Raw genomic sequence first — 12408 nt, forward strand, 5'->3', positions numbered from 1 at the left:
GCATACATATCCCGAGTAGCGATTATTAAATGTATGCTACTGCAGATACTCATTTTTTTGCAACAATACCCAGACGTTCTTTTAATGTTGGGGGAGTGCGATCCTGTTCAAGTACATTTGAGTAATAAACGGAATTTTTCAGTACTTTTTTTACATAATCTCGTGTTTCGCTAAATGGAATGGTTTCAGCATAGATCGCGCCCTCGAGGTTTCTTTCCGTATCGCGCCAGCGTTTTGCACGGCCTGGCCCGGCATTGTAGGCTGCCGAAGCAAGTAAAGGCTGATTGTCGAGCGTGGTGAGGACATGCTTTAAATAATAGGTGCCTAGTCTTAAATTTGTATCGATTTGCGTAATCAGATTTTGCTGGAAATTGGCCATGCCGAGTTGCTTGGAGACCCATTTCGCGGTGTCAGGCATCAATTGCATTAATCCCATTGCACCTGCACTGGACCTGACTTCAGCCAGAAACCGGCTTTCCTGGCGGATAAGACCATAAACCCAGGCTTCATCAAGTTCCTGATCTTGCAGAATATGGCGTAACACCTCCCGGTGCGGTGTAGGAAAGCGCAGCCTGAAATCATGCAGATCAATGGTTTTACTGGCGGTGTTAATTGCGCGATCATAATGTCCATGGCGCCGGGCAACTTCAGCTGCAGCGAGCAATTGCCTGTCATTGAAATCACGGATAGTCCATACCCATTCCCAGTACGCCTCCGTACGTAAGTTCATACGGTAAAAAGCCAGCGTGCGCTGAATGCCGGGTGTTTTTTCCATGGCAGTTACTTCTGCTTCGCTGACCTGAATAGATTTTTGTGGCGCGCCAAGCACAGTGCCCAGTTCTTCTTTGGCCAGCTGACCATAATAATGGTGCTGGTTGCTGAGCGGAATCAGTAAAGCATTTGCTTCGGTTAATTTTCCTTTTGCCTTGAGCGCTCTCGCCTGCCAGTATTGCCATGTACTGTCAGCCTGTTCGGTTGCAGACATGCGGTTAATGCCGTCCAGGACGCCGTCCCAGTTCTCAGCACGCAGTGCAGCACGTACCTGCCATGCCAGTAACGTATCGGTCATCGGGTAGGGATCCTTGGTGCGGTGGGCGTCATGAAACCAGTTTAATGCACGCGGGTCATGTCGCATGGCTGCCCGATACCCCAGTCTGCCAAGAAAATAGGACTGGTCTGAGGCTGTAAGCTTGTCCTTGAATTTATGCCATTTTACCAGAGCAGGATTGGTGTCGCTGGTTAACAGGCGCAATAACGCAAACAGAGCAATTTCACGATCTGCACGTGTTCTGATCCTGTTCTGTCGTGTTTTGAGGTAGTGCAGTGGATTTTGTGCTGCTGCGTTTAATTCATCGACATTAAGCGCCTCACCTTCTGGTATTCGACGATTGATATAACGTGCCATACCGGTTTGTCCTGCTTCCAACGCCAGCCTGATACGTGCCCATCGGTCGTTTACAGTAATAATGTTTCTTGAGATCAGTGTGTTAAAAACCGGTGTGCAGCTATCGGGCATACTGTTGGCGGTAAACCACAAAGCGCGCGCGCTATCAATTGCAGTCTGATCCTGTTTTTCGATTCGATATTGATAGGCCAGACAAAGTAATTCGGTTTTTTTGTCGATCAGTTTTTGAAATTCATGTTCAAAAAGTTGCCATTGATGATTATTGGCCAGCATTTTTAACCAGTCTGCACGCAGCCTGTCTGCGAGCAGATGGTTCTCGTAGCGTGTCAGAAAGGCCTCTATCGTTGTAATATCGGCTGTGCGTAAATACATGCGCAGCTGATAATACTCGATATAAGGTGCTAATACATGATGCTGTAAACGCTGGGCGTACTCGTGCACCAACGCGGCTTTGCCTTCCTGGAACGCTTTGCGTGCAGCAAGGAATTGATCGTCAAGTTGCGACAGGCTTGCAGGCAAGGTACCGGAATAAATCACGAGAGCCAGCGCCATCAGGAATTTGATTGTAGCAGGGGGATACAAACTGGACATAAAATATAGAATCTGATCCTAAATTATCAAATAAAACCGCGCAGACGAATGCGCGACAACAGGCTGTATAGGTTGTATCGGCACTACCGTGTCAAATTAAAACTGCCGCAGCATGATCATCCTGCTGCGGCAGTTCACCAATGTTATTCTGATGCATTTATACGCTGTATTTCAAATATCCTGAAATAATCAGGTAACTCCCTGTCCAAGCATGGCGTCGGCAACTTTTACGAAACCGGCGATATTCGCACCGTCTACATAGTTTACGCTGCCATCGGGTTTGGTGCCATATTGCAGGCAGGAACGATGTATCGCCTGCATGATCTCCAGCAAACGCGCATCAACTTCATCATGCGTCCATGAAAGTCGCATTGCATGTTGACTCATTTCCAGACCCGAAGTGGCGACTCCGCCGGCGTTACTGGCCTTGCCCGGCGCATACAGTACATTATGTTGTTCGAAGCATTCAACGGCCTCGGCGGTTGACGGCATATTTGCACCTTCGGCAACACAAATAACGCCATTTTTAACCAGTTCTTTTGCATCTACTTCACTGATTTCGTTTTGAGTTGCGCAGGGGAGTGCGACATCGACGGGTACATGCCATGGTTTAGTGTTTGGCAGGAATGTCGCGTTGACCCGTTTGGCATATTCGTCAACACGTGCATACAAATGGTTTTTGACTTCAGACAGAATGGCCAGTTTTTCCGTTGTGAAACCGGCTTCATCAACAACTGTCCCGCTCGAATCGGATACAGTAATAACTTTTGCACCCAGTGTCATGGCTTTCTCGATCGCGTACTGTGCGACATTGCCTGAACCGGAAATGGACACGCGCATGCCATCGAATGAGCGGCCGGCATGTTTAAGGACTTCATTGGCAAAATAAACCGTACCGTAGCCGGTTGCTTCGGGGCGAACCAGTGAGCCGCCAAAACTCAATCCTTTACCGGTAAATATGCAATCAGACCGGTTGACAAGTTTTTTGACCATTCCGGCCATATAACCGACTTCACGCCCACCAACACCTATGTCACCAGCCGGAACATCGGTATCTGAACCAATATGACGGAACAGTTCGCAGGCATATGCTTGACAGAAACGCATGATTTCACCCGGACTTTTTCCTTTGGGATCAAAATCTGATCCGCCTTTTCCCCCTCCCATCGGCAATGTGGTTAAAGCATTTTTGAATGTTTGTTCAAATGCCAGGAATTTAAGAATTGACAGATTAACCGAAGGGTGAAAACGCGTGCCGCCTTTGTAAGGCCCGATTGCGGAGCTGTGCTGTATACGGTAGCCGCGGTTGACTTTAACTTCTCCTTGATCATCCACCCACGCCACGCGAAAAATAACGGCGCGTTCGGGTTCAACCAGGCGATCAAGTACGCCATGTTCAGCGTAACGAGGATGTTCGCTGATAAATGGCCATAAGCTTTCCATGACCTCTTTCACAGCCTGTATAAATTCCGGCTGAACAGGATTACGTCCCGCGACATAGTCGCAGAATTCCTGAAAACTTTTATATTTCATCTTTTTATTTCCCCGGTATAAGAAAGGTTATTCGTGAATGCCTAATTCTGCCAAATAAATATACTAACTGCACAGTATTTTTTTAAAAAAAGCAGAAAATTGTGATTTTTTTTAAATTTTGTTTATTAAAGATGGGCGATATGGTAGAAGTTACTACAGTCAACATGGAAAGAACATGATGAAAAAACTGTCCAGAAGAGATTTGGTGAAGTTTGGCGTAGTTGGCGCGGTTGCAGGTTTGTCCAAAGCGACCGAAAGCTGGAGTGAAGTGATAATAATGCCAACACCGGAAGAAGTCGAGGGGCCATTTTATCCGGTTGCTGATCAAATAGACAAGGATGCGGATATGACGCAGGTGACTGGACGCAGCGGGCAGGCACTTGGTCAGTATATTATTATTCGTGGAGCTGTAAAAGATCGCTTCGGCGTTCCAGTCGAAAATGCAACTATTGATATTTGGCAAGCAAATGCTGCCGGTCGATACGATCACCCGCGGGACTCGAATCGGGCCCCAGTGGATCCTTACTTCCAGGGATGGGCCGTAATCCATAGCGATACGAACGGCCTATTTCGCTTCAAGACGGTTAAACCGGGTGCATATCCGGCGTCCAGATCGTGGACGCGCCCACCACATATTCATTTTAAGATCTTCAAAAAGGGATATCCGGAATTGATTACGCAGATGTATTTTCCTAATGAACCGCTGAATGCATCCGATTTATTGTTTAGTAACAAAACCCAGGAGGAGCAGAAAGCTATGGTTGCACAAAAAACCGATGAATATGATGGTATGGATGTTTATACATACAATATTGTTTTGCGTGGACATTAACTGCATCTGCAGTATTGATACATAGAGGAGGTTCGCAGCACGTTATCTATTCGCGGCTGCGTTAAATGATGCCGAGCACAGATATGACATGTATATGACTCATTTGCCTAGATTTCAATACGTTGAATGAAGCCCGACTCAATCAATTATAAAATTATCACTGCACAGCCCGATTTCCTGGCAAAAGTTATTCACATTGATGCAAACTCAGATCGTTGTTTTCAGGAAATGGATAGCCTGTTACGCACCGATCAAGGCGCTGTGTCTTTGATACTTCGTGTGGCAAATTCAGCAATGTATAGCAGAGGCAAAGATATTAAGACAATACCGCATGCGATTAATTTGTTGGGTATCAATGTTATTCGTTCTCTAGCGGTGCTATCGGTATCCCGCTCTATTTTTACACGCAATAAAAACCGGCTGATTAAGCAGCATGTCTGGCAGCACTCATTGTTGACAGCACTGGCAAGCCAGCAAATTTGTGTTGAAATGGGAAAGAAATCGCATGCCGAAGAAGCGTTTGTTGCGGGGTTATTGCATGATATAGGGAAAGTACTGTTATTTTACAATAGTCCGGATAAATACAGTCTGGTCCTTGGCCATGCATTAGAAACGCCTTGTTCCTATGCAGATGCAGAGCAAAAATTTCTCGGAATCGATCATTATGAAGTTGGCAAGAAAGCGGTTGCTGAATGGAGATTACCTGCATATTTTAACTACTACGTTGCTACCCATCTCGATACGCCAGCGACTTTTCCGGCAAATAGCAGTGCTGTACATTTTTTAGCTATTGCGAATAGTTTTGTCAAATATGCGGGATTTGGTGCAAACAAATCCGATCCGTCAGAACGCAAGGAGAAACTGATGAAATTGGGTGCAAGCGATAATTTTAGTGATTATCTATTGGATGAATCGTTTATGCAGCAACTGGTTCAAAGCGAAATCTATCGGTTGTGTATTTGAAGTACGGATAAGGCCGGGGCGATTAATATGATCATTGATGTCTATGGATGCAAGCGCTGATACACGTTTAACACAACATATCATTATTACATCCCTTGAGCAGAATATCTGGGACGATGTGAAAATTTTACTGAATAGTAGGTTAAGCAAGCTCCGGATAGAGCAATTAGCCGAGCCTTCGTTTTTTTTGATGCACCAGCTGGTGACAAATTTGATTAATGCTTTACACTACAATGTGTTTCGGCAAGTCGTACGAACTGACTTCGGCTTGGGGGCAAACAATGATGAAACAGAACTGAAAGCGCTGTTTAATAGCGAACTGGCCGATCATGGTGACAGAAATATCGCTAAATTCTGTGAATTGAATGATTTGTATATTTCTCTGGCTTTTGACGATACAGAAGAAACCATTGTTGTAATCAATGCACCAGAATTCTGTAGAGATGCGGTGCAACGCAGTCATAAACTGATTCAAACACTGGGTTACGCAGTTGAAAACAACAAACCGGCGTCTAATGCAAGATATTATTCGATTAAACTTGTAAAACATCTGGCGAATCAGCATCCTGACATTCTGCCGGAGTTGGTCACAAGGAAGAATGAGTTAAGCAGCCTGAAGGACATTTTTTCTCAGCTTGCCTACGGCATAGTGTGTTTTACCGGAATTGGTGGTATTCAGGCAGTTTCGCCGTCAATCTTGGGACTTCTTGGGTTGCAGGTAAATAAGGCGTCTCATGAAATATTCGCCAGATCCATTTCAATTCATTTTTATAACGATGTGATATGGGGTATGGTGCTTGAATCATCGAGCGGTAAATTTGAAAATTACAGAGTACGAGTAAAGACGCAAAAAAATCCTGAAGAATCAGTCTTGTTTAATGTCAGCGGCTTCCGTGATGGCAATGCGACCATTCACACGTTATGGCAAAAAATTTCGCTGGATGGTGGTAATACGAACAACCTGTCGGAAGGCGACCTTATCAATGAAGCCAAGGTACATAATATAACCCGAAATTATGTACCACAACTGGTTGAAAAGAAGGCCAGGGAAGTGGTCAGGCTTGGCAGCAATTTGCTCAAAAATGAAGAGTGTTATTTTGCTGTGTTGTTTTGTGACATTGTTGGATTTACCAGGTTTGTAGAACAGAGTGAAGAGGAAGAGTCAATTATTCATGTATTAAATTCGGTTTTGCGCAGAATTTCATTGTCTGTAAAAAAATTTGGCGGATTTATAGACAAGTTTATGGGTGATTGTATTATGGTGTTGTTTCGAAATCCATACGATGCGGTGATGGCGGCGCTGGAAATGCAAAGACACTCTCAAGATATCAATTCATTGCGAGAACGTGCGGATCTGGAGAAACTTCAGTTACGTATTGGAATACACTGGGGAAAAGTGATCATAGGTAATGTTGGTACACCGGAACGACTGGATTGGACAACAATAGGTGATGTTGTAAATACAGCTTCTCGTATCGAAAAAAACTGTCAGCCCGGAAGTGTTCTGATCAGTGAAATTATGAGAGAGGCTATAGAGCACAGCGACGATATAAGCTTCAGATGCGGTGATACATTTTATATCAGCCTCAAAGGTAAAAAAGAAAAGCTGGCAGTCTGTTACGCATATTCAAACTGATGAAGTTAACCACAATACTGACAATAATAACTCAATGTAGTTTGAAGATGCTGAGTGGATGAAATCCTAATTGATTTGTGTAAATGATCTGGATACAAGTAACTGTGGCAACACGATTCAGTAGTGGCAGACCGCTAACCCGCGTACCTTGTGATTTGCTGCCGCGCTATAAACTGCGTAGAGGCACTATAACATTATTTTAAATAATCAAGTGAGTCTGTTTTAGCATCGCTGCGCCAATACAGAAGGGTTCTCAATACCCCGATGTGCTTGGTTACTTCAGCAGCAGCAAAAGTCTTAAAGATTATTCGCCGAGACTAAAAGCCACTGTATTAAATCCGGCGTCAACATAAGTAATCTCACCTGTGATGCCGCTTGCCAGGTCACTGCAAAGAAATGCTGCCACATTGCCAACTTCTTCGATGGTAACGTTGCGTCTTAATGGCGAAACTTTTTCCGTATAGCCCAATAATTTTCCAAAATTACCTATTCCGGCAGCTGCGAGTGTTTTGATAGGGCCGGCAGATATAGCATTTACCCGGATTCCCTTGGGTCCCAAACTCGACGCCATAAAACGCACATTTGCTTCCAGGCTGGCTTTTGCCAGTCCCATGACATTGTAATTTGGCATCACCCGAACTGCTCCCAAATAACTGAGTGACAATAACGCGGCATTCCTGTTCTGCATGAGTGGTAGCCCGGCTTTTGCCATCGCTGAGAAACTATAAGCGCTGATGTCATGTGCGATACGGTACGCCTCACGATTGACGCTTTCAAGATAATCACCCGTTAGCGCTTCGCGTGGAGCATAGGCGATTGAATGAATGATGCAATCGAGCCCATCCCAATGATTCCGCAGTTTTTCAAAACACTGGGTTATTTCGCTGTCGCTTGCGACATCGCATGGTAACAATATATCGCTATCCATGTCGGCTGCCAATTTTTCAATTCTGCTCCGGAGATTTTCATTTTGGTAAGTAAAAGCAAGCGCGGCACCTTCTCGGTGCATGGCTTGCGCGATACCATAGGCAATTGAGCGATTACTGAGTAATCCGGTAATGAGCACACGTTTGTTGTTGAGGAATCCCATAAAATTTCCTTGTAAATTTTTTTGTAATCGTGAATTATTATAGCCGATGCTGATATTCATTAGAATGAATACGATCAATTCAGCACATCTGAAATCTTTTCTGAGTGGTGCTCTTTTTAGCGATAGAATTAACTGATTGTTGATTGCGTGATCGGCTATGTTTTTACCATTTGATTGTCTGGCACACAGCCCAGAATGAATTGCACAACGAGTTTAGAACGAAAGGACAGACTAAAGCATTGACAATGAAATTGTTTAGTAATCACGCAAGAACCATATTTTACTCTTTGTTTGCAGGCTTCACTGCTGCATTGTTAACTGCATGTGATTCAGTAGTATGGAATAATCCTTATCCAGTTCATGATGAAGGTGAAAACATCCTATATAATGTTTTTACTGAACGCCCTAAACACCTGGATCCAGTCCAGTCTTATAGCGCAAACGAAATTCAATTTACTGCTCAGATCTATCAGCCACCTCTGCAATATCATTATTTGAAGCGACCCTTCACGCTAATTCCCTACACGACAGTCGCAATGCCGAACGTGACGTATTATGATCATGATGATTATCCGTTGCCCGACGACATCGAAGCTGATGAAATAGCTTATACACAATATGAAATATCTATTAGGCCAGGTATTTTTTATCAACCGCATCCGGCATTTGCCAAGAGTGACCAGAATGAATGGTTGTATCATCAGTTGAATGACAATGAACTTGCGTCCATTTATCAATTATCCGATTTTTCTGATACTGGAACACGTGAACTAACCGCACACGACTATGCGTATCAAATAAAGCGACTGGCGCATCCAAGGCTGCATTCCCCTATTTATGGGTTAATGGCTGATTATATCGTTGGGCTGCGGGAATATGCAGGTGCGCTGAGAGAGGTACTATTCAGTGAACAGGCAAGCACCACATTTCTGGATTTGAACGAGTATCATCTGGAGGGTGTGGATGTGGTGGATGACTATACTTACCGAATAAAAATAAATGGAAAATATCCTCAATTTATTTATTGGCTGGCCATGCCTTTTTTCTCTCCGATTCCATGGGAGGCCGATCGATTTTATTCACAAAAAGGTCTGGTCGAAAAAAATATTTCATTGGACTGGTATCCGGTCGGAACCGGTCCTTATATGCTCACAGAAAACAATCCGAATTTACGCATGGTACTGGAAAAAAATCCGAATTTTCATGGAGAGTTTTATCCAGAACAGGGTATGCCTGAAGACTATCAAAATGGTTTGTTGTCCGATGCAGGTAAACCTATTCCCTTTATCGACAAGATTGTTTATTCGCGAGAACGTGAGGGTATTCCACGATGGAACAAATTCCTGCAGGGCTACTATGATGCTTCGGGCATAGGTTCTGACAGTTTTGATCAGGCAGTTCAATTGGTGGGACAGGGGGAGGCAACGGTTACCGATAAAATGGCTAAGCAGGGTATACGGCTCGAGACGACGGTGGCAGTTTCTACATTCTATATTGGATTCAATATGCTCGATCCCGTTGTCGGTGGAAGTGATACCGAACAATCGCGTAACGCTGCACGTAAACTTCGTCAGGCAATTGCAATAGCGGTTGACTATGAAGAATTTATTTCGATTTTCGCCAACGGCAGAGGATTACCTGCACACGGTCCGATAGCCCCGGGTGTGCCGGGGCATCGATATGGCGAAGCGGGAATGAATTCAATTGTCTATGATTGGGTCAACGACGGCCCGCAGCGCAAATCGATTCAAGTAGCAAGGTATCTGCTAGCTGAAGCTGGTTATCCAAATGGAATAGACCATAGAACCGGAGCTCCGCTTGTACTGTATTTCGATGTGACCGCGCGTAGTTCAGAGGATCGTTCAATGCTGGACTGGATGCGTAAGCAATTTCAGAAACTGAATATACAGCTGGTCGTCAGAAGTACGGATTATAACCGTTTTCAGGACAAGATTCGGAAAGGGAATGCACAGATTTTTGAATGGGGATGGCATGCTGACTACCCGGATCCCGAGAATTTTCTTTTTTTACTTTATGGCCCTCAGCGAAAAGTGGGAAATACAAGTGGAAATGCTGCAAATAATGCAGCCAATTATAATAATCCCGAATATGATCATTTGTTCGAACAGATGAAGGATATGGAAAATGGTCCCGAGCGGCAGGCTATTATTGATCAAATGGTAGATGTACTCCGAAATGATGCGCCATGGCTATGGGGTTATCATCCAAAAGAATACGGGTTGTATCATGAATGGTTTAAAAATATCAAACCGAACAGGATTTCCAACAATAATGTGAAATATTACCGAATAGACGCAGCGTTAAGACAGAAAAAGCGCCTGGAATGGAATAAGCCTGTATTGTGGCCTATCGGGTTGGTTGCGATCATTGTGATGGTCAGCCTGACCCCGGCTATTGCTACATACCGCCGCTATGAACGCAGTAAAGGGATTCAAAATTTTCAGATGAAGTCGCACTAGAGTGTATATATGCTGAGCTATATCATCCGTCGCATTCTATATGCCATTCCAATTCTGATCGGTGTGAATCTACTAACGTTTGCTTTGTTTTTTGTGGTGAATACGCCGGATGATATGGCACGTATGCAACTCGGCATTAAATATGTGACACCTGAAGCAATCGAAAAGTGGAAAGTTGAGCGTGGTTATGACAAGCCGTTATTGTTTAATGAAGGGCAGACCGGTCTGAATAAGTTGACGCAAACCATTTTTTTTGAAAAATCAGTCTCGATGTTTGCATTTGATTTTGGTCACTCCGACGAGGGTCGCGATATAGGATACGAGATTAAATCGCGCATGCTGCCAAGTTTCGCAATAGCGCTTCCAGTATTTATTCTTGGATTGATATCCTATATCACTTTTGCGCTGTTGATGGTTTTCTTTCGGGCCACATATATTGATTTCTGGGGTGTTGTGTTGTGCGTGGCCTTTATGTCAATTTCAAGTCTCTTTTATATAATTGCAGGGCAGTTTTTAATCAGCAAATTATGGCACTTGGTGCCAATTTCTGGATTTGGAACCGGAATTGATGCTGTCAAATTCCTTATCTTGCCGGTGATTATCGGTGTTATCAGCAGTGCAGGTGCCAATACGAGATGGTATCGCACTATTTTTCTCGAAGAAATGGGTAAGGAATATGTTCGTACTGCGCGGGCAAAAGGATTATCAGAGCACATTGTCTTATTTAAACATGTGCTCAAGAATGCTTTGATACCGATTCTGACTGGTGCTGTTGTTCTCGTACCGCTGCTTTTTTTGGGTAGTCTGATCGTCGAATCCTTTTTTGGAATACCAGGATTAGGGAGTTTTACCATTGATGCAATCAATTCGCAGGATTTTGCAATTGTACGGGCGATGGTTTTTTTAGGATCGGTGCTCTATATTGTTGGTCTGATATTGACCGATATTTCATATACACTGGTTGATCCCAGGATTCGCTTGAACTAGCTTGTATGCTGTCAGCGGCCATAGTCCTGCCGACATGGGCGAGTGAAACAATCTTGCAATGCCTTGCAGATTGCTTCATTTTGAAACGGGGCTATGGCAAGAATCACACTTGCCCGGTCTCGGATTTTTGTAGAACAATCCATGCTGATTGAGACAGGGATAGTTAGCGCTGGTGTATCGGTATTGTGTATCGTTTTGAGTAATAAGGCTGTTTGCTTGTCCATAGCCGCTAGAAAATAAGGTTAGACAGGAATTTGCTTTTTTCTCTCTAAATTTAGTTGTTCGACGAATCCAAGTTTTAAATTTGTATAATATATTGTAATAAGTGTTTGACTTATTGTTGGGATATATTCATAATCACCGGTTTCGTTTGGAGGGGTTCCCGAGCGGTCAAAGGGATCAGACTGTAAATCTGACGGCTCAGCCTTCGAAGGTTCGAATCCTTCCCCCTCCACCATATGGGAATCAGTAGTTGGGCAAAATTGAACAGAGTGGAGATGTGTGCCATTTACTTTTTGGCGGCAAGAATTGACTCCTATTTAAATGTGTGCGGGTGTAGCTCAATGGTAGAGCAGAAGCCTTCCAAGCTTACGACGAGGGTTCGATTCCCTTCACCCGCTCCAGCTGGAGTTATGGGTAATTGAATGTGATCTACTAATTATTAGTGATGTAATAAAAAAGATTGCCCATGTAGCTCAGTGGTAGAGCACTCCCTTGGTAAGGGAGAGGTCGCCAGTTCAATTCTGGTCATGGGCTCCAGAAATTGTAAACAAGGTATAGCAGTAAGCTAGAGGGAACAGGTCATGGCAAAGAGCAAGTTTGAGCGTTCGAAACCACATGTAAATGTGGGCACGATAGGACATGTGGATCATGGTAAGACGACGCTGACGG

At 44.1% G+C, this 12408-nt stretch carries 9 protein-coding genes and 3 tRNA genes; 9 read left to right on the top strand and 3 right to left on the bottom strand.

Annotated features, from left to right (window positions below):
* Positions 1 to 49: 49 nt before the first annotated feature.
* Positions 50 to 1957 carry a lytic transglycosylase domain-containing protein gene (locus tag BMY62_RS00990; RefSeq protein WP_256207371.1) on the bottom strand — a complete coding sequence of 636 codons (1908 nt, stop codon included), beginning with the start codon at positions 1955 to 1957 and terminating at the stop codon, positions 50 to 52.
* A 228-nt stretch (positions 1958 to 2185) separates the two neighbouring features.
* Entirely contained in the window at positions 2186 to 3529 is a 1344-nt protein-coding gene (gdhA, locus tag BMY62_RS00995; protein WP_090655275.1) for an NADP-specific glutamate dehydrogenase, read from the bottom strand.
* 175 nt (positions 3530 to 3704) lie between these two features.
* Between gdhA and BMY62_RS01000 the strand changes: the two genes are divergently transcribed.
* The 3 genes from BMY62_RS01000 to BMY62_RS01010 all read left to right on the top strand — a co-directional run bounded on the left by BMY62_RS01000 (position 3705) and on the right by BMY62_RS01010 (position 6960).
* Entirely contained in the window at positions 3705 to 4361 is a 657-nt protein-coding gene (locus tag BMY62_RS01000) for a protocatechuate 3,4-dioxygenase (protein ID WP_256207372.1), read from the top strand.
* Positions 4362 to 4487: 126 nt separating this feature from the next.
* Entirely contained in the window at positions 4488 to 5324 is an 837-nt protein-coding gene (locus tag BMY62_RS01005) for an HDOD domain-containing protein (RefSeq protein WP_090655278.1), read from the top strand.
* Positions 5325 to 5361: 37 nt separating this feature from the next.
* Positions 5362 to 6960 (top strand): adenylate/guanylate cyclase domain-containing protein, encoded by a 1599-nt coding sequence (locus BMY62_RS01010; RefSeq protein WP_090655281.1) that lies wholly within the window; start codon positions 5362 to 5364, stop codon positions 6958 to 6960.
* Positions 6961 to 7264: 304 nt separating this feature from the next.
* On the opposite strand, the gene BMY62_RS01015 is transcribed toward BMY62_RS01010, so the two are convergent.
* Positions 7265 to 8050, bottom strand: coding sequence for an enoyl-ACP reductase FabI (locus BMY62_RS01015; protein ID WP_090655335.1), 786 nt, complete (start codon positions 8048 to 8050; stop codon positions 7265 to 7267).
* 245 nt (positions 8051 to 8295) lie between these two features.
* On the opposite strand from BMY62_RS01015, the gene BMY62_RS01020 reads away from it, so the two are divergent.
* The 6 genes from BMY62_RS01020 to BMY62_RS01045 form a co-directional block, all read left to right on the top strand.
* Entirely contained in the window at positions 8296 to 10530 is a 2235-nt protein-coding gene (locus BMY62_RS01020; protein WP_090655283.1) for an ABC transporter substrate-binding protein, read from the top strand.
* A 9-nt stretch (positions 10531 to 10539) separates the two neighbouring features.
* Positions 10540 to 11517 carry an ABC transporter permease gene (locus BMY62_RS01025; protein WP_090655286.1) on the top strand — a complete coding sequence of 326 codons (978 nt, stop codon included), beginning with the start codon at positions 10540 to 10542 and terminating at the stop codon, positions 11515 to 11517.
* Between the two features lie 372 nt (positions 11518 to 11889).
* Positions 11890 to 11974, top strand: a tRNA-Tyr gene (locus BMY62_RS01030).
* Between the two features lie 92 nt (positions 11975 to 12066).
* Positions 12067 to 12140, top strand: a tRNA-Gly gene (locus tag BMY62_RS01035).
* A 61-nt stretch (positions 12141 to 12201) separates the two neighbouring features.
* A tRNA-Thr gene (locus BMY62_RS01040) sits at positions 12202 to 12276 on the top strand.
* Positions 12277 to 12320: 44 nt separating this feature from the next.
* A partial coding sequence (locus BMY62_RS01045) for a GTP-binding protein (protein ID WP_090333656.1) occupies positions 12321 to 12408 on the top strand: 88 nt, incomplete at its 3' end.

The sequence above is a fragment of the Nitrosomonas marina genome (genome assembly GCF_900111605.1).
Taxonomy (GTDB): domain Bacteria; phylum Pseudomonadota; class Gammaproteobacteria; order Burkholderiales; family Nitrosomonadaceae; genus Nitrosomonas; species Nitrosomonas marina_A.

What these genes read in the sequence shown, in the direction of transcription:
- BMY62_RS00990 (WP_256207371.1), bottom strand. Translation starts at nt 1,957, where the DNA reads ATGGCGCTGGCTCTCGTGATTTATTCCGGTACCTTGCCTGCAAGCCTG.
- gdhA (WP_090655275.1), bottom strand. Translation starts at nt 3,529, where the DNA reads ATGAAATATAAAAGTTTTCAGGAATTCTGCGACTATGTCGCGGGACGT.
- BMY62_RS01000 (WP_256207372.1), top strand. Translation starts at nt 3,705, where the DNA reads ATGATGAAAAAACTGTCCAGAAGAGATTTGGTGAAGTTTGGCGTAGTT.
- BMY62_RS01005 (WP_090655278.1), top strand. Translation starts at nt 4,488, where the DNA reads ATGAAGCCCGACTCAATCAATTATAAAATTATCACTGCACAGCCCGAT.
- BMY62_RS01010 (WP_090655281.1), top strand. Translation starts at nt 5,362, where the DNA reads ATGTCTATGGATGCAAGCGCTGATACACGTTTAACACAACATATCATT.
- BMY62_RS01015 (WP_090655335.1), bottom strand. Translation starts at nt 8,050, where the DNA reads ATGGGATTCCTCAACAACAAACGTGTGCTCATTACCGGATTACTCAGT.
- BMY62_RS01020 (WP_090655283.1), top strand. Translation starts at nt 8,296, where the DNA reads ATGAAATTGTTTAGTAATCACGCAAGAACCATATTTTACTCTTTGTTT.
- BMY62_RS01025 (WP_090655286.1), top strand. Translation starts at nt 10,540, where the DNA reads ATGCTGAGCTATATCATCCGTCGCATTCTATATGCCATTCCAATTCTG.